13 protein-coding genes are annotated in these 18,118 nt (G+C 63.0%); 4 read left to right on the top strand and 9 right to left on the bottom strand.

Annotated features, from left to right (window positions below; all coding sequences use genetic code 11):
- Positions 1-44: 44 nt before the first annotated feature.
- From BBA01S_RS08945 to BBA01S_RS08930, 4 genes are all read right to left on the bottom strand, one after another.
- Positions 45-2,327, bottom strand: coding sequence for an FdhF/YdeP family oxidoreductase (locus BBA01S_RS08945; RefSeq protein ID WP_027816119.1), 2,283 nt, complete (start codon positions 2,325-2,327; stop codon positions 45-47).
- Positions 2,328-2,791: 464 nt separating this feature from the next.
- On the bottom strand, positions 2,792-3,778 hold the full coding sequence (cydB, locus tag BBA01S_RS08940) for a cytochrome d ubiquinol oxidase subunit II (RefSeq protein WP_027816118.1): 987 nt from the start codon (positions 3,776-3,778) through the stop codon (positions 2,792-2,794).
- A gap of 49 nt (positions 3,779-3,827) precedes the next feature.
- Positions 3,828-5,222: a cytochrome ubiquinol oxidase subunit I gene (locus BBA01S_RS08935; RefSeq protein WP_027816117.1), complete on the bottom strand. Its 1,395-nt coding sequence runs from the start codon at positions 5,220-5,222 to the stop codon at positions 3,828-3,830.
- Positions 5,223-5,249: 27 nt separating this feature from the next.
- Entirely contained in the window at positions 5,250-7,577 is a 2,328-nt protein-coding gene (locus tag BBA01S_RS08930; protein ID WP_027816116.1) for an FdhF/YdeP family oxidoreductase, read from the bottom strand.
- Between the two features lie 212 nt (positions 7,578-7,789).
- Between BBA01S_RS08930 and BBA01S_RS08925 the strand changes: the two genes are divergently transcribed.
- A complete protein-coding gene (locus BBA01S_RS08925; RefSeq protein ID WP_027816115.1) occupies positions 7,790-9,214 on the top strand; it encodes an aminotransferase-like domain-containing protein in 1,425 nt (474 codons plus the stop codon).
- A 12-nt stretch (positions 9,215-9,226) separates the two neighbouring features.
- On the opposite strand, the gene fdhD is transcribed toward BBA01S_RS08925, so the two are convergent.
- The 3 genes from fdhD to BBA01S_RS40660 all read right to left on the bottom strand — a co-directional run bounded on the left by fdhD (position 9,227) and on the right by BBA01S_RS40660 (position 12,113).
- On the bottom strand, positions 9,227-10,045 hold the full coding sequence (gene fdhD / locus BBA01S_RS08920) for a formate dehydrogenase accessory sulfurtransferase FdhD (RefSeq protein ID WP_027816114.1): 819 nt from the start codon (positions 10,043-10,045) through the stop codon (positions 9,227-9,229).
- Positions 10,046-10,066: 21 nt separating this feature from the next.
- Positions 10,067-10,987, bottom strand: a complete 921-nt coding sequence (locus BBA01S_RS08915) for a bestrophin family protein (protein WP_027816113.1) — start codon at positions 10,985-10,987, stop codon at positions 10,067-10,069.
- 145 nt (positions 10,988-11,132) lie between these two features.
- Positions 11,133-12,113, bottom strand: a complete 981-nt coding sequence (locus tag BBA01S_RS40660; protein WP_245641456.1) for a sensor domain-containing diguanylate cyclase — start codon at positions 12,111-12,113, stop codon at positions 11,133-11,135.
- 183 nt (positions 12,114-12,296) lie between these two features.
- On the opposite strand from BBA01S_RS40660, the gene BBA01S_RS40655 reads away from it, so the two are divergent.
- Positions 12,297-13,898 (top strand): methyl-accepting chemotaxis protein, encoded by a 1,602-nt coding sequence (locus tag BBA01S_RS40655; RefSeq protein WP_042296547.1) that lies wholly within the window; start codon positions 12,297-12,299, stop codon positions 13,896-13,898.
- On the opposite strand, the gene BBA01S_RS08900 is transcribed toward BBA01S_RS40655, so the two are convergent.
- Positions 13,889-14,788 carry a LysR family transcriptional regulator gene (locus BBA01S_RS08900; RefSeq protein ID WP_027816112.1) on the bottom strand — a complete coding sequence of 300 codons (900 nt, stop codon included), beginning with the start codon at positions 14,786-14,788 and terminating at the stop codon, positions 13,889-13,891. The two genes, BBA01S_RS40655 and BBA01S_RS08900, sit on opposite strands and share 10 nt — an antisense overlap.
- Before the next feature lie 439 nt (positions 14,789-15,227).
- On the opposite strand from BBA01S_RS08900, the gene BBA01S_RS08895 reads away from it, so the two are divergent.
- Positions 15,228-16,373, top strand: coding sequence for a GGDEF domain-containing protein (locus BBA01S_RS08895; protein WP_245641455.1), 1,146 nt, complete (start codon positions 15,228-15,230; stop codon positions 16,371-16,373).
- A gap of 13 nt (positions 16,374-16,386) precedes the next feature.
- Here the strand turns inward: BBA01S_RS08895 and BBA01S_RS08890 are convergent, their stop codons facing one another.
- Positions 16,387-17,508, bottom strand: a complete 1,122-nt coding sequence (locus BBA01S_RS08890) for an NADH:flavin oxidoreductase (protein WP_027816110.1) — start codon at positions 17,506-17,508, stop codon at positions 16,387-16,389.
- Positions 17,509-17,718: 210 nt separating this feature from the next.
- On the opposite strand from BBA01S_RS08890, the gene BBA01S_RS08885 reads away from it, so the two are divergent.
- The gene (locus BBA01S_RS08885; RefSeq protein ID WP_245641454.1) at positions 17,719-18,066 is read left to right on the top strand and encodes a winged helix-turn-helix transcriptional regulator; all 348 of its coding nucleotides are present in this window, start codon (positions 17,719-17,721) and stop codon (positions 18,064-18,066) included.
- Positions 18,067-18,118 lie beyond the last annotated feature (52 nt).

Raw genomic sequence — 18,118 nt, 5'->3', positions numbered from 1 at the left:
CCTTGTGACGACTTCCTGCGTTTGCATATACGGACGAAAACGCATTACGGCTGCAGGTTCGACGCGCGCACGACATGCACCGGAACGGACTTGTACGACGGCGTTCCGCTTTCCTTGTCGATGTAATCGAGCGGCACCAGTACGTTGGCTTCCGGGTAATACGCCGCGACGGAGCCTCTAGCAATGCTATACACAATTGCCGTAATGTTCTTCATTTTGAGCACGCGGCCCGAGGTGACGGTCTCGATATCGACCAGGTCGCCATGGTCGATGCCGTGGGCGGCCATGTCGTCGGCGTTCATGAACAGCACGTCGCGCCGCCCGAACACGCCGCGATAGCGGTCGTCCATCGCGTAGATCGTCGTGTTGTACTGGTCGTGGCTGCGAATGGTGATGAGGCGCAGCACGCTCTCTGCACCTAGTACTTCTGCATCCTCGTGAACGCCGTCGTAGACGGAGAACTCGGCCTTGCCCGAGGGCGTGTGCCACTCGCGTTCGGTCGGCGGCAGCGGCAGGCGAAAGCCGCCGGGCACCCGGATGCGCCGGTTGAAGTCCTCGAAGCCGGGCACGGTCTGCTCGATGAGGTCGCGGATCTTGTCGTAGTCGGAGACCAGATCCATCCAGTCCACCTTGGAGTTCGGCATGGCCGCACGCGCCATGCCCGCTACGATGGCCGGTTCCGAGCGCAGCTCGTCGGACGCGGGCTTGAGCTTGCCGGCGGACGCGTGAACCATCGACATCGAATCTTCCACCGTGATCGACTGGCGGCCGCTGCTCTGCATGTCCAGTTCCGTGCGGCCCAGGCACGGGAACAGATAGGTTTCCTTTGCGACCAGCAGGTGCGTGCGATTGAGCTTGGTGCCGATATGCACGGCGACGTCGAGCGTCGCCATCGCGGGGAAGGCCTGCTCCGGATCGGGCAGCGCCACCGCGAAGTTGCCGCCCAGGCACAGCAGCGCCTTGGCCTTGCCGTCGATCATCGCCTGCATGGCCTGTACCGCATCGTGGCCGTGGCCGGAGGGCGGCGTGAATCCGCAGGCGTCCTCGATCAGCTTGAGGAATGCAGCCGAAGGCTTTTCGGTGATGCCGACCGTGCGGTTGCCCTGCACATTGGAGTGGCCGCGTAACGGGCAGATGCCCGCGCCAGGCTTGCCGATATTGCCGCGCATGAGCAGCAGGTCGGCGATCAGGCGCACGTTCGCCGTGCCCTTGTTGTGCTGCGTGACGCCCATGCCGTAGGTGACGATGGTGGCGTTGGACTTCGCATAGGCGAGCGCCACGTGTTCGAGGTCGGCGCGCGCGAGCCCGCTGGCTTTTTCGATGTCTTCCCACGACGTCGCTTCCAGGTCCGCTGCGCAGGCGTCGAAACCTTCCGTGTGCGCCGCGATGAATTCCTTGTCGAGCACGCCGCCTTGTTCCGATTCCATCTGCAAGAGCGCTTTCATCACGCCTTTGAGCGCGGCGGCGTCGCCACCGGCATCGACCTGGAAATACGTCGAGGCAATCCGCGTCGAACCAAACGTCGCCATTTCCATCATGCTCTGCGGGTCGGCGAAACGTTCCAGCGCGCGTTCACGCAGCGGATTGAACACGATGATCGGCACATTGCGGCGCGCGGCCTCGTGCAGCGTGCCCATCATGCGCGGGTGATTGGTGCCCGGATTGTGGCCAATGGCGATGATGAGTTCGGTCGTATCGAAATCGTCGAGCGACACCGTGCCCTTGCCAATGCCGATCGATTGCGGCAGGCCGACGCTGGTGGGCTCGTGGCACATGTTCGAGCAATCGGGGAAATTGTTGGTGCCGAATTCGCGGGCGAATAACTGGTAGAGGAAAGCGGCTTCGTTGGACGCGCGCCCCGAGGTATAGAACTCCACCTGATCAGGCGTGAGCGTGCGCAGTATTTCGCCGATGCGCGCAAAGGCGTCTTCCCAGTCGACGGGCCGCAAGGTGTCGGATGCGCGGTCGTACACCATCGGGTGCGTGAGACGGCCCATGTCTTCCAGCTCGTAATCGGTCTTTTGCAGGAGCGACGTGACGGTATTGGCCGCGAAGAACTCCGGCGTGACACGTTTGGTTGTGGCTTCCCAGGTGACGGCTTTCGCGCCGTTTTCGCAGAACTGGAAGGTCGAGCGGTGCTCCTTGTCCGGCCACGCGCAACCGGGACAGTCGAAGCCGTCGGGCTGATTGGTTCGCATCAGCGTAATCGGCGCCTCGATGCTTTCCATCTGGTCGTGAATCGCCTGGGCGGTGGCTTTGAGTGCGCCCCAGCCGCCCGCGGGGCCGGTATAGGTGTGAACGCCGGGCACATCACGTAGTTTCGTCATGGGAAACTCCTTGGGTTTTGCGCGCGCGCGACAAAGCGTCGGCCAGGTCTGTCTAGCGGGTTTTAAGTATCGATAAAGCGTTGCACCGAAAGCGGGCAGGTAACTGAAGCCATGCCCTGGAGACGCCAGGGTTTCAGTTTAGTTATTGAATTGCCCGAAACAAGAAATAAATGAAAGCTACCTGATTGTCGGGATTATCGTCGCGAAAGCGATATGTTTTTCAAAACACATCGTTATTCCGCGTTATTCAAATGCGCCATTTTCCCAATCCAGTTCATTGCCAATCATCAGTGGAATATGTCCGCCTGATGGCGTGCTGATGCATGGCGATAAAAAGCAGAAAGCCCGCTTTGCGGCGGGCTAATCGGGAAAGTGAATGGCCGCTATCCCATTCTAGGGAGGCGGCGCACAGGCGTGAACCAGGTCGCAACCGATACAAGGTATCGGTTCGGCAGGGCAGTCCTTCAGTGCTCGACTGGCACGACCTTGCCCCGGAACAGGTGATACTGATAGAGGTTATAGCCAATCATGATCGGGAACACGATGCCGATGCCGAACAACATGAAGGTCAGCGTCGTCGCATCGGAAGCGGCTGCCGCGACCGTGAGCTGCCCCGGCACGATGTATGGGAACATGCTGATCGCCAGACCCGCGAACGACAGCACGAACAGCAGTGTCGCGCCCACGAACGGGCCGTGTTCGCCGCGCATATGAATCGAGTAGAGCACGTAGACGAAGGTCAGCGCCGCCAGGATGCCCAGCGCGACCAGCAGATGGAACACGCCCGAATCTTGCCAGCGCGTGATGCCGACCGGGCTGAGTTCGAGCGTGGCGAACGACACGACCAGTGCGGCCGCCACGGTCGTGAACACGGCGACGATCGCATGACGGCGCGACGTGCTTTCGATCGTGCCGGTGGTCTTCTTGATGAGCCATGTCGCCCCCAGCAGGCAATAGCCGGACACCACGCCAATGGCCGTGACGATCACGAAGCCGGTGCTCGCCAGGCCCGGCACGAAGCCGGTGAGGATCTTGCCCAGCACGACGCCTTGCGAGATTGCCGCAAGCAGGCTGCCGAGGCCGAACACGCGATCCCACATCGTCTTGCTCGTGTGCGCGGCGTGACGGAACTCGATGGCCGCGCCGCGCATGATGAAGCTTGCGATCAGCACCATCACGGGCACGTAGAGATCCGAAAGGATCATGGCGTAAGCGGTGGGGAAGGCGCCGAAGAGTGCGCCGCCCAGCGCGACGAGCCACGTTTCGTTGGCGTCCCAGACGTGGCCGATCGACTGAACCATGAGATCGCGGTCGGCCTCACGGCGGCGCAGCAGCGTGAGGATGCCGACGCCCAGATCGAAACCGTCGGTGACGACGTACAGCACGAGCATCAGGCCGATGAGCCCGAACCACGCGTGGTTGAGCAGATCCTGAGTTGAAGCGGGATTCATGATGACTTCCTGTTCGATGAATGCGCGAGGAGCGCTTGGGATGCGGCGATCAATAGTCGACGGTATGCGGCACCGGCTGGTGCGCGACTTCGACCGGCGGCATGAGCGTGAGATCGGGGCCGCGGCGCAGCCAGCGGCGAGCGAACACGAAGAACGAGCTGATCAGGATGACGAAGAATGCGGCGAACATGATCATGCTGCCCGTGATCTCGCCGGCGGGAATCGCGGAAGCCGCGTGCTCGGTGCGCAGCAGGCCATAGACGACCCACGGCTGGCGTCCCACTTCGCGCACGATCCAGCCGCATTCGACGGCGATATACGGCAGCGGAATGGCCAGCACCCACGCGAGCAGCAGCTTGCGCTGCGCGAGCAGTTTCTCCAGGTGGCCGCGCGACTGGCTGAGCGCATAGAGCGTCCAGAACGCGAGCACCATGAACAGGAAGCCGATGCCGGCCATTGCGCGGAAGGCGTAGTAGAGCAGCGGCAGCATCGGCGGCTGGTCGGCGACGGGAATGTCGCGCATGCCGGTGACCTTGCCGTGCAGGCTGTGGGTGCCCAGAATGCTCAGCATGCCCGGCACTTCGAGCGACCAGTCGTTGTCTTGCTTCGCTGCATCGGGCCATGCAATCAGCGACCAGCTTGCGCCCGTGCCCGGCGCGTTGGTTTGCCAATGGCCTTCGATGGCCGCGCCCTTGGCGGGCTGCGTCTCGAACACGTCCACGCCGCTCGAATCGCCCAGCCAGATCTGCACCGGCGCGACGAACGCGAGCAGCAGCAACGCGAGCTTGAACGAACGCACGAAGAATTCCGGGTTGCGACGCTTGAGCAGGTAGTAAGCCGAAATCCCCGCGATCACGACCAGCCCCGTTTCGAGCGCGGCGAACCACATGTGCGAGACGCCCCAGGCCATGTCGGGATTGAAGATCGCCTTTACGTAGTCGGTGACGACGAGCTTGCCGTCGACCAGCGCGACGCCGCGCGGCGTTTGCAGCCACGAATTGGCGACCATGATCCAGAACGCGGAAATCGACGAACCGAGCGCGACCATGGACGTGGCGAACAGATGCACGCCCTTGGGCACGCGTCCCCAGCCCAGCATCATGATGCCGACGAAACCGGCTTCGAGCATGAAGGCCATCGCGCCTTCAAAGCCCAGGATATTGCCGAAGAACTGTCCCGTGTATTGCGAAAACGGCCCCCAGTTCGTGCCGAACTGGAATTCCATCGGAATGCCGCTCACCACGCCAACGGCGAAGTTGAGAATCAGCAGCTTGCTCCAGAAACGGGCGTGGCGATACCAGACCACATTGCTGGTCTTGACCCACAGCGTCTCGACGACGAGCAGAAAAGCGGAAAGGCTGATCGTGAGAATCGGCCAGAGTATGTGGAAGATCGCGGTCATGGCGAACTGACCGCGCGCCAGATTAAGGGCTTCGAGAGACATGAGCGTCACCAGGCTGGTTTGAATGACTTAGAAAGCGGGCAGTTCGAGCGGCTCGGACGACGCGTGCAGCAGCACCGGAATCGACTTCGACGTAGGCGTATTGCAGACGTCGCCCACGCTCTTGAGCGGCACGAGCGGATTGGTTTCCGGGTAATACGCGCCAATGCAGCCGCGCGGGATGTCGTATTCGACGAGGCGGAAGTGATCCGCGCGGCGCTCGATCCCGTCGTCCCATACCGTGGTCATGTCGACCCAGTCGCCGTTCTTGAAGCCGAGCATGGCAATATCGGCGGGATTGATGAAGACCACGCGGCGCTGGCCGAATACGCCGCGATAGCGGTCGTCGAGTGCGTAAATCGTCGTGTTGTATTGATCGTGCGAACGCGTCGTCATGAGCGTCATCAGGCGCTCGCCGTGCTGCGCCTTTGCGCGCGCAATCGGCGTGTCCTGCTGCACCGGATGCACCATGAAATTGGCCTTGCCGGTGTCGGTTTTCCAGTCGCGTTCGCGCGAGGCGACGCGCAGATGGAAGCCGCCCGGATGCTGGATGCGTTCGTTGTATTGATCGAAACCTTCGATCGTCTGTTCGATAGCGTCGCGGATCTTCGCGTAGTCGCCCGAATGCGCGAGCCAGTCCACCTTGTCGTCGCCGAGCGTGGCGCGTGCGATATTCGCCACGATCGCCGTTTCCGACATCAGGTTCGGCGAGGCCGGTTTGTTCATGCCGTACGAGATGTGCACCATGCTCATCGAGTCCTCGACGGTCACGCCCTGGGCGACGCCGTTTTGCACGTCGATTTCCGTGCGGCCGAGCGTCGGCAGGATCAGGGCGTTTTCGCCGTGCACGAGGTGGCTGCGATTGAGCTTGGTGGTGATATGCACCGTGAGCTTGCACGAGCGCAGGCCGTCGAACGTGCGCAGCGTGTCAGGCGTCGCCATCGCGAAGTTGCCGCCCAGTCCCATGAACACTTTCACTTCGCCTTCGATCATGTGCTCGACCGTTTCCACCACGTCGAGCCCGTGCTCGCGCGGCGGCTCGAAATCGAACACCTTGCCGAGGCGGTCGAGAAACGCCTGCGAGGGCTTTTCCTCGATGCCGACCGTGCGGTTGCCCTGCACGTTGGAGTGGCCGCGCACGGGGCACAGGCCCGCGCCTTCGCGGCCGATGTTGCCGCGCATCAGCAACAGGTTGGAGAGCATATGCACGGTCTGCACCGAATGCTTGTGCTGCGTGATGCCCATGCCCCACGTTGCAATCACGCGCTTGCCGTTGGCATAGATGCGAGCGAGCCCTTCGATGTCCTCGCGCGCCACGCCCGATTCGGCTTCGAGCAGCGGCCAGCTTTCATTGCGCAGGTCTTCGGCGAAGGCATTGAAACCCAGCGTATGTTGCTGGATGAAGTCGAGATCGATCACGCGCTCGGTGCCGTTTTCGAGCGCCTCGTCGTCCAGTTCGATCAGGCGCTTGGCGACGCCTTTAATAAGCGCGAAGTCGCCGCCGAGTTTCGGTTGAATGAAAGTCGATGCGATCTTCGTGCTGCCGAAGGTGATCATTTCCAGCGGGTGCTGCGGGCTGGTGAAGCGTTCGAGCCCGCGCTCGCGCAGCGGATTCACCGACACGATGGTTGCGCCGCGCCGCGAGGCCTCGCGCAGTTCGCCGAGCATGCGGGGATGGTTGGTCGCCGGATTCTGGCCGAAGATGATGATGGTGTCCGCGATCTCGAAGTCGTCGAGCGTCACCGTGCCCTTGCCGATGCCCACTGTCGTCGGCAGGCCGCGGCTCGTGGCTTCGTGACACATGTTCGAGCAATCGGGGAAGTTGTTGGTGCCGTACATGCGCACGAACAGCTGGTAGAGAAACGCGGCTTCGTTGCTCGCGCGGCCCGAGGTGTAGAACGCGGCCTCGTCGGGCGACTTGAGTTCCTTGAGGTGTTTCGCGACCAGTGCGAACGCGTCGTCCCAGGCGATGGGCTTGTAGCGGTCGGTGATGGCGTCATACACCATCGGGTCGGTGAGGCGGCCGTGCTGTTCGAGTTCGTAGTCGGTCTGCTTCATCAGCGACTCGACCGTGTTTGCCGCGAAGAAGTCGGGCGTCACGCGCTTGGTGGTCGCTTCGGCGGCGACGGCCTTGACGCCGTTTTCGCAGAACTCGAAGGTGGAGGCGTGCTCGCGGTCGGGCCACGCGCAACCTGGGCAGTCGAAGCCGTCAGGCTGGTTCTGTTTGAACAGCGTGCGGTAGTTGCCGCCCGACACGCGTTCCTTGATGAGGTTGATGGCGACGTACTTGAGCGCGCCCCAGCCCGCGGCCGGATGATGATAGGCCTCGATTTTGCCCTTTGGTTTCTGCTTGTCCATTACGCCTGGCTCCGTTGTCGTTCGCGCGGCCTCGCGAGGGTTTCACGAGACGGGCCGCGCGCACTGCTTGGTAATTGCTTGGATAGGCGACAGCGTAAAAGTTAAGGACTACGCGCATGACACACAGAATCAGGGCATCACTTAGAGTACAGTTTCGCCCGCAGCAGTACACTGCGTTGGCAGTGCTGTGAGCGACCTCCGGGGAGAAAGCAGTGAAACTCTATGAAAAGCTCGCGGACGATATCGAAACGTTGATCCGCAAGGGCGTATTCCGGCCAGGCGACCGCGTGCCATCAGTGCGCCAGGCTAGCCAGCAGCATCGCATCAGCATTACCACCGTCATTCGCGCCTATTTGCTGCTGGAAAGCCGTGGCGTGCTGGAAAGCCGCCCGCAATCAGGCTATTTTGTGAGCCAGCGCGCGGCAGAAAGCGGCACGCACGCGGACGACCTGCGCGCGAGCCGACCCGTTGCGACGTCCGCGGAAGTGGATGTGAGCCGCCTCGTGCTCTCCACGCTGCGCTCGATCGGCGTGGACGATGCGGTGCCGCTGGGCTCGCCTTATCCCGATCCCCAACTGTTCCCTTACGAAAAGCTCAATCGCTATTCCGCCGCTGTGGGACGCAAGCGTTCGTCGTGGGGCGTGACCAATGCGTTGCCGCCAGGCAGCCCGGAGCTCATGCGACAAATTGCCCGACGCTACCTGGAAAACGGCATCGCCGTCGACCCGAGCGAAATCATCATCACGGTAGGTGCAACCGAAGCGATCAACCTGTGTCTGCAGGCCGTCGCCAAACCCGGCGACGTGATTGCCGTGGAATCGCCCACGTTTTACGCGATGCTGCACGCCATCGAGCGTTCGGGCATGAAGGCGATCGAAGTGGCCACGCATCCGGAATACGGCATCGAGGTGGATGCGCTTGCAAAGATCATCGCATCGCAGCCCATTGCCGCGTGCATGGTGATGCCGAATTTCCAGAACCCGCTTGGCTTCCTGATGCCCGACGAGCGCAAGCGCGAACTGGTCGACCTGCTCGCAAAGGCGAACATTCCAGCGATTGAAAATGGTGTGTATAACGAACTGTATTTCGGGGAGTCGCATCCCACCACGCTCAAATCGTACGATAAGAGCGGCATGGTGCTGCATTGCGGGTCGTTTTCCAAGAGCCTGACCGCCGCGTACCGTATTGGCTGGGCGATGCCGGGCCGCTATCGCGACCAGGTCGAAAAGCTCAAGTTCCTGAATACGCTGACCACGGCGGTCGTGCCGCAACTGGCGATTGCCGAATACCTTGAACGCGACGGCTACGAACATCACTTGCGGCGCATCCGCAAGAGCTACGCGCAGCAGGCCAACCTGATGAAAGCGATGGTCACGCGGTTCTTTCCGGCGGGTACGCGCATGTCGAGTCCCGCAGGCGGCTACGTGTTGTGGATCGAGCTGCCCGCCAAGGTCGATTCGATGAAGCTATACGAGCTGGCGCTCGCGCGCGGCATTACGATCGGGCCGGGCTCGATGTTTTCCGTCTCGGACAGTTACCGCAACTTCATTCGCCTCAATTACAGCACGCCTTGGTCGCCGGAAATTGAGCAGGCGATTATCACCGTGGGCAAGCTTGCGGCGTCGTGCGCGCGGTGACGGCTCTCAGGCTTAAGCGTTTTCTGGCGTGACGTATTCGACGAAACCGTCGCCACGGCAAAAGCTCAGGAGGCGAATGCCCGCTTCCTGGGCGACGGAAATGGCGAGCGAAGTTGGCGCGGAAATCGTCGCAAGCGTATGCACGGGTACGCGCGCGGCCTTGCGCACCAGCTCGTAACTCGCGCGGCTGGAGAGAAAGACAAAGCCCTGCACGCTATCGACGCGTGTGCGCGCCAGCCAGCCGATTAATTTGTCGAGCGCATTGTGGCGGCCCACGTCCTCGAAGACCTGCACGATATTGCCTTCAAGGTCGCACCATGCAGCCGCGTGAATACCGCCTGTTTCATGCATCAAACGTTGATGGTCGCGTAGTTCGCGCGAGGCGCGCTCTATTGCGCGCCTTGAAACCGCTGGAGCATTCGCAGTCATGCGATCAGGGTGCAGATCGAGCAGCTCGATGCTTTCAATCCCGCACACGCCGCAGCCCGAGCGTCCGGCCAGCGCACGGCGCTTTCCCTTGAGCGCCAGGAAGGCTTCCTGCGAGACCCGCAGATGCACTTCGGCGCCTTCGGCATGCAGCAACGTTTCGATATCGAAGACGTCGCTGGCTCGCTCGACAATGCCTTCGCTCAAGGCGAATCCCAACGCGAAATCGTCGAGATCAATGGGCGTCGCCATCATGACGGCGTGTGAAATACCGTTGAAAACCAGCGCGACCGGGACTTCTTCCACGACATGATCGGTGGCCCTGGTTGTCGCGTCGCCCTGGTGGCGCAGCACGTCGCGCACGACGCTGCCTGTGCTGTCTTCGGTTCGTGTGGGGCAGTGCATGATGGGCGCTCCAATGCGGGTTCAGGTCAGTTGATAGTAGGGGCCGGGGCGGGTGGCCGGCGGCAACGCTTCGTCGCAGAGTTCGAGCACCGATCGCTCGATTGTGCACGTCATCGAATCGAGCGCGAGGTTGTTGGGCGCGAGTCCGAAGGGATCGGAAATTTCCCCTGCAATCGCCTCCAGTGCGAGCAGCGTGTAGGACACGAATACGCAGATGAGCGGCGTCGCAAAGCCAATCGAATCGATCAACCCGAACGGCAGCAGCGCGCAATACGCGTACACCGTGCGATGCAGCAGCACGCCATAGGCGAAAGGAAGCGGCGTGCTGAGGATGCGCTCGCAGCCGCCCACGGTTGCCGCAAGCTCGTTGAGCTGGTGGTCGAGCATCCAGAGTTTCGTATCGGAAAGCGCGCCCGCGCGATTGAGCGCCGCCAGATGGCGACGCGCTTCGTCGATCAGCATGATCGGCTGGAATACGCGTTGCGCGAGTGCGGCGGCCTGTTCCGGGCCGAGCAGGCGCGCGAGATCGGCGCTTGCATCCGAGCGGCGAAGCGTGTGCTTCAACGCGTACGCATAGGCGATGAGCAGGCGCGGAATGCGGCGGCTTTCGAATGGCGCCGAACTGGGCGGCACGTAATGGCGGAACTGCGAAACCAGCGCACGCGCGGCGATCAACGCGTTCCCCCAGAGACGGCGCGCTTCCCAATAGCGTTCATAACTCGCGTTATTGCGGAACGCCAGAAAGATCGTGAGCGCCACGCCGCATAGCGTGAACGGCGTCGTATTGAGCGGGATTTTCTCGCCGAGAATGCGGCCATGCGTGCACATGGCGAGCACGCTCACCAGCGTCATGAAGACCAGTTGCGGAATGATGGCCTTGAGAACGGAGCCATGCCAGACGAAGAGCATGCGAAACCAGTTCGGCGCGGGGCGAATGATCATGAATGAGTGGTCGAGTGAATCGTCGAAGCGCGCCCGGTGGCGGGCGTGGGGCGCAATGGTTGAGTGGCAAGGTTACGTGTGCGCGCCGCACGTGAGTACGCACACTTCGCGGGCGAATCGAGGAGTACAGTTTGGCGAGTAGGGGTCAGTGGATGACCACCGCGTTGCGTCCTGCGTGCTTGGCGCGATAGAGCGCCAGATCGGCGGCGGCAAAGGCTGCCTGGCTGCTGGTCGAGCCTTGTGTCAGCGCCGCGCCCACGCTCACGGTCACCACGCCCGCCTGCGAATGGCGATGCGCAATGGCAAGCGCCATGACGCCGCAGCGCAACTGTTCCAGTATCGGCGCGATCCTGGGGCGCGGCAGGCCGCTCAACAGCAGGCCGAATTCCTCGCCGCCCATGCGGCCCGCAATGACCTGATGTTCGTCGGCAATGCCCTGCAAAACGGCGGCGACCTTTTGCAGGCAGACGTCGCCTGCCGGATGACCATAGGTATCGTTGAACTGCTTGAACCAGTCGATATCGACCATGACAGCGGCGAGCCATTGATCGGGCGCGGCCTCGCGCCAGGTGCGGCGGATGCTTTCCAGCATGAAGCGCCGGTTGAACAGGCGCGTCACGGGATCGGTCGCGGTGGCGCAGCGCAATTTCAGGTCGTTTTCGATCATGGCGCGCAGATGTTCGAACACCTCGCGCCCGGACTGGACGAGCGTGCGCGGCGCGGGATCCATGGCGCAAAGCGCACCGACGAGTTCGCCGTCCGGCGCGCGCAGCGCGATGGCCGCGTAGAAGCGCACGAAGGGGGCTTCGCGAACGAGGACGCATTGTGCGAAGCGCGCATCGGCGCGCGCGTCTTCGACGAGGAACAGCGCGTTGCTCTGCACGGCGTAATGGCTGAGCGACTGCCGTCGCGGGATCGGATGCACCGACAGGCCGACTTCCGCGCGATAGTGCTGATGCTCGGCGTCCAGCAACAGCACGGCCGTAATCGACGCGCCCGTGACCGTCTTGAGGATCGCCGCCGCATGCCGGAAGCACTCGCGCATCACCTGATCGTCGTGCAACAGCCATTCGATGATCGGCGAATCGCCGGTCTGGCGATGGAATTCTTCAGGGTTGAAAGACAAGGCGTGCATCCGTAGTGGCCGTCGATTCCGGGTCAACGGCCTGCGTCGCGCAAACTTGAGTGGCGTTGGGCTCTAAAGGCGTGTTAAAGCACCGTGCTTCAGGCGATGCTAAGTATCGGTTCGGCTGGATCAACAAAGAGGCGATTTTTTATCCTGCTACGCATAGACTGTGCGCGCCTTGAAATGAACGTTTTCCCTGGAGTGTCGCTTGTGAAGCTGAAGATTGGTGCAAGATTGATGGCGACATTCGCCATAGTGTTGGCATTCCTGATTATTGTCTGCGCGGTCGCCACGCTGCAAATGGCCAGCATGAACCGGACGACGCAGGCTATCGTCGGCCTGCGCGCCGAAGAACTGAGCCTCACCAACCGGATTGCGGCAGGCACGTTCCGCGCGAATGCATTCGCCTACGAAGCGCTGGAAGCGCAGACGCCGCAGGCGCAAGTCGCGGAGGTCGAGCAGGCCGAAGCCGTGGCGATCGAGAACAAGGCGCTCTATGAGGCCATGGCGAAACTCGTCAACACCGCAACGGGTCAGGAGATTTTCAGCCGGGTGTCCGATGCTCACGCGGCCTATGAAGCGGCGATGGCGCCGGTCTACGCGCAATTGCGCGCCCACGACAGCGCCAATGCGCGCGTCGCCTTGCTGCAGGCCGCGCCGGTGCGCGACGGTCTCATCAGGCAGCAGCGCGATTTTCTCGACCATGTGCAGGGCTTGATGGACGCGTCGGGCAAGGAGACGGGCGGCGCCTATGCCGCCGCGCGCGAAGTGCTGTGGATCACGGCCCTGATTGCGGTGATCGTCGCCTGCGTGCTGGCTGTGATGGTGACGCGCTCGATCGTGCGCCCGCTCCAGCACGTGGTGGATGGCGCGAATGCGCTTGCGCGCGGCGACCTGAGCGTGCACCTGGATGCGTCGCGCCAGGACGAAGTGGGCGTGCTGGCTGGCGCGCTCGATACCGCGATCGCCCAGTTGGGGCAGATCGTCAGTGGCGTCAAGCTGGCGAGCCAGTCGATATCGAGCGCGACGCACCAACTCGCGGCGGGCAATACCGATCTCTCGCAGCGTACCGAGGAACAAGCCGCGTCGTTGCAGGAAACCGCGTCGAGCATGGAGCAACTCACGGCCACGGTGCGCCAGAACGCCGACAACGCGCGCGAGGCGAGCGAACTGTCGAATGCCGCGAGCCACGTCGCCCATCGTGGCGGCGACGAAGTCGAGCGCGTGGTGCAGACCATGCGTCAGATTTCGGATAGCTCGATGAGGGTCGCGGAGATCGTGAGCGTGATCGAAGGCATTGCATTCCAGACCAATATTCTCGCGCTGAATGCCGCCGTCGAAGCGGCAAGGGCGGGCGAAGAGGGCCGGGGCTTTGCCGTGGTGGCGGGCGAAGTGCGTTCGCTCGCGCAACGCAGCGCGAGCGCGGCGCGTGAAATCGCCGAGCTGATCGGCGAATCCGTCACCCGCGTCAAAGCGGGCGAAGCACTCGTGGCGGACGCGGGCGGCACGATCCGCGAGATCGTGCGTTCCGTGAAGCGCGTCACGGAAATCATGAGCGAGATTTCGGCGGCTTCGTTCGAGCAGAGCACCGGCATCGAGCAGGTCAACCAGGCGGTGAGCCAGATGGACGAGGTCACGCAGCAAAACGCGGCGCTGGTCGAAGAGGCCGCGGCAGCGGCGCAATCGATGGCGCAGCAGGCGCGCACGCTGGTCGAGAGCGTGGCGATCTTCAGGCTCGATGAATCGCAGGCCGCCGCCACGCCGGGTTACGTCGTTCAGCCCTGAAGCGCCTCGCTAACAAAGGCCTTCAAGGTATCGACGATCTTTCGCACGCGCGCGGGCACCGGGCGCTGCGGACGGATCAGCAGGTTCAGTGCGAGCGGCGGAACCTCGTAATCGGGCAGCACGCGCACCAGGCGGCCATCGGCAATGGCGGCAGTTGCCGCCGGTTCCTCCAGCACGCCAATCCCCACGCCGGCTAGCACCATCTCGTACATCGGCCGCCAGTGCGTCGTTTTAATGGCAGTCCGAATCGTTACGCTATCGACAATCTGCGCATCGGACGACAGAGGCAATTGATCCGCGTCGAACGTGCCCTTCACGCGAATGAAGCTGTGGCTCGCGAGCTGCGCGGGCGAGTCGATGGCTGCATGGCGTTGCAGATAGGCAGGCGACGCCACCAGCAGACGCCGGATCTGCCCGAGCGGCCACGCGATATACGCGCTGTCGCCCAGCGGCCCCAGGCGAAACGAAATGTCCACGCCTTCAGTCACGAGATCGGCGACCTTGTCATTGAGGGCGAGCTCGATGTCAAGGCGCGGATAGCTGTCCATCACGCGTTTGAGCCCTTCCGGCAAGATGGTTTCGCCAAAACAATGCGGCGCGGCAATACGGATCGTCCCCTTGACGATCTGCTCGTCGTTCGCCACTTCGGCAAGCGCCTGCTCGACCGCGCCGAGCACCGACTTGCTGCGCTCGTGGAAGATTGAACCTTCGGGCGTGCACTGGAACGTGCGCGCGTTACGCAGCAGCAACTGGCAGCCCAGATACTTCTCCAGCCGCTCGATGCGCTCGCTCACCGCGGGCTGGCCGATATCCAGGTCGCGCGCCGCGCCGGAAATGCTGCCGCGCTCGACGACTCTCACGTAGATCCGCATGGCTTCCAGCAGGTTCACGCGCCGCTCCCTGCCGTGTGCGGGGCGCTTGCCGGTTTGCTGTGGAGAGGACAGGTCGTGCCTCGACATAGGGCTCCTTTCATTCTTCAGACTCCTGATTGGGTGACGCCGTCGAATAGAGGCGGCGTCATCATGGAGTGAGATTAAAAGAGCACAGTCGAAGCCGGTATGCACACCTAAGAGGGGTTGCACAGAGTACAGTTTGACGAGAACGTCACCGCGTCTGCCGAAAACTGTAATTGTCGAGTTGCGGCGGTGCGATACGATATGCGTTCCGCAACGGGGTGAGGCACGCGGCAAGATATTTCAAATAGCTTTCGATTTACGGATTTGCGCCAGCCACACTCCCGTCTGACCCGCTTACCTGTCGTTGCCCTGATCCAGCCTGTTCATGCCTAGCGCCGTCGCTCTATTGGGCACCCTGATCGTTTCTTGTCTGATGAGTGTGGCCATCCTGGGCTCACTGGCGCGCACCGCGCTGCCGGGCGTGCTCCGCTGGTGCCTGGGCTATGCGCTGCTCGCGGCGGCGTCGGCGTGGATCCTGTGCGCCGGCATGCGGGGCGGCGCAGCCACCATCATCGGCGTTTCGTTCCTCACGCTGGGCGCGGTGCTGCTGCTCCTGCAGGGCACGCGGTGTTTCTTCGGCGCGCCTGCCGTGCGGCGCGACGAGTGCCTGGCGTTCGCCGTATGCGGCGCCGCGCTGGTGTATTTCACGGTGGTCTCGCCCAATATCGGCGCGCGGGGCGTGCTGATCTCGCTGGGGCTCATCTATGGACGCATCGCCGTCGGCGTGCTGGCGCTGCGCCATGCATCGGGCGAGCGCACGCGCTACGCGTGCCGCCTGATTGCGGCTTCGGCGTGGCTCGGCGCGCTGTTCTATTTCGCGCGGATCGGCGCAATCGTCTCCGGCTTGGCGCCGACGCTCTCGTTCGTTCAGCCGTCGCCGTGGAATGTCGTGTTGCTGGGCCTCGCGATTGTCACCTTGCCTGGCATGTCGACCGGCATGGTGATGCTGGCGCACGCGCGCATCCTGGAGCGCATGGAAAAGCTCGCGACCGTCGATGAATTGACGGGTGCATTGACGCGCCGCGCTTTCATGGAGCGTGCCCATGCGTCGTTGTGCGCCGTGCGTGCGCAAGGCGGTGCGCTGTCGATTGCCGTGCTCGATATCGACAAGTTCAAGGCCGTAAACGATAGCTTCGGGCACGCGGTGGGCGACCGGCTGCTTGCGCAGGTGTCGTCGGCCGTGGCGGGCCAGTTGCGGCGGTGCGACCTGTTGGGGCGCATGGGCGGCGAGGAATTCGCGGTGCTGTTCGTGAATGCGCGCAAGGACGATGCAATCAGGATGACGAACGAATTGCGCATGGCCGTGGAGCGGTCATCGGCGGACGGGGTGAGCTGCACGCTTAGCGCGGGCGTCGATGGCATTGGCGTGCACGATACGCTGGAGAGCGCCATCGTGCGCGCCGACGCCGCGCTGTATGTCGCGAAGGCGTCGGGGCGTAACCGCGTCACGGTGGCCCCGGACATCGACGCGAGCAGTGGCGCATGTGCTGCCGCGCCACGTCGCGCCGAGCCCGTTTGACGCTTATTGACGCTTAAACCAGCTCGCGCAGCGCTGCGGGTTCGAAGCCTCGCAGGCCGTCCACATTGCCGTCACGCACCTTGGCGACCCAATGCGAGTCGGTCAGCAGCGCGCGGCCCACGGCGATCAGGTCGAACTCGTCGCGCTCCATGCGTTCGAGCAGGCGCTCAAGCCCCACGCTCGTCGAGCTTTCGCCGCCAAACGCCGCCATGAAGTCGCCCGACAGCCCCACGGAGCCGACGCTGATCGTCGCCGCGCCCGTCAGCTTCTTGGCCCAGCCTGCGAAGTTCAGGCCCGCTTCGCCATCGATCTCGGGGAATTCCGGCTCCCAGAAACGGCGCTGCGAGCAGTGCAGGACATTGGCGCCCGCCGCGACGAGCGGTTCGAGCCATTGCGCCATTTCCTGCGGGGTATGCGCGAGGCGCGCCTTGTAATCCTGCTGCTTCCACTGGCTCAGGCGAATCACGATCGGGAAATCCGGGCCGACTGCTGCACGCACGGCCGCGACGATTTCCGCCGCAAACCGTGCGCGTTCGCCAATGCTCGGGCCGCCATAGCGGTCGTCGCGCTGGTTGCTGCCCGACCAGAAGAACTGGTCGATCAGGTAGCCGTGCGCGCCGTGCAGCTCGATGGTGTCGAAGCCGAGGCGCTTCGCGTCGGCGGCGGCCTGGGCGAAGGCGGCGATGGTATCGGCGATATCGGCATCGGCCATCGCGACGCCGCGCGCCACGCCCGGCGCGTCAATGCCGGAGGGGCTTTCGACCGGCGCATCGGGCACCCAGTCGCTCATGAAGCTCTTGACCGCGCCCGTGTGCCAGAGCTGCGGGCCCATCTTGCCGCCGGCCGCGTGCACCTCGTCGATCACGTGTTGCCAGCCGGACAGCGCGGGGTCGCCGTGGAAGAACGGAATGCCGGGATCGTTGCGCGCGGCGGGGCGGTTGACGACCGTGCCTTCGGAGAGGATCAGGCCCACGCCGCCTTCGGCGCGGCGGCGGTAGTAGGCGGCGTTGTGCGCGCCGGGTATGCCCTCGGGCGCGAACGAGCGCGTCATGGGCGCCATGACGATGCGGTTAGGCAGGGTCAGCGAGCCGACGGTGAAGGGCTGAAACAGGATATCGGACGAAAACGACGGCATGGAAAAAGTGGCTCCGTGTCGATTGAATCGGGTGTTGTCTCGTGGATCTGGCTGAATTCACGTTGAATTTACGTTGAACGTCCGTTGAAATCCGGACGAATTCAGCCGCACCCCGAATGGTATATTCTGGATACCAGACGTCAATAACGCACTTTGTTTCGCCCAGGTATCTTTGAGGAAACCATGCCCGACTGCCGAGAACATTTTTCTGTGAATTGTCCAAGCCGGCTGTTGTTCGACCAGATCGCCGACAAGTGGTCGATGATGATCTTGACCGTGCTCGATGGCGGCCCGATGCGTTTCAACGCGGTCAAGCGCCATCTGGAAGGCGTGACGCAAAAGGCGCTGACGCAATGCCTGCGCAGGCTGGAGCGCAACGGACTGGTGTCGCGCCGCGTGATTCCGGTGTCGCCGGTGGCGGTCGAGTATGAGATCACGCCGCTCGGGCGCTCGTTGCAGGCGCCGTTCAAGGCCCTGTACGGATGGACGCTGCGCAACATGGACGCCGTGGAGGCCGCGCGCGCGGAGTTCGATGCGCGGATGGAAAGCGCGGGCTGACAAGGTTCAAAGCCGGTATTGGAAGGCATGCCGCGGGTGGTCGATCTGCCCG

Origin of the sequence: Paraburkholderia bannensis NBRC 103871, from assembly GCF_000685015.1 — a bacterium.
Lineage (GTDB): Bacteria > Pseudomonadota > Gammaproteobacteria > Burkholderiales > Burkholderiaceae > Paraburkholderia > Paraburkholderia bannensis.
This window is presented reverse-complemented; position numbering and strand designations above follow the sequence as displayed.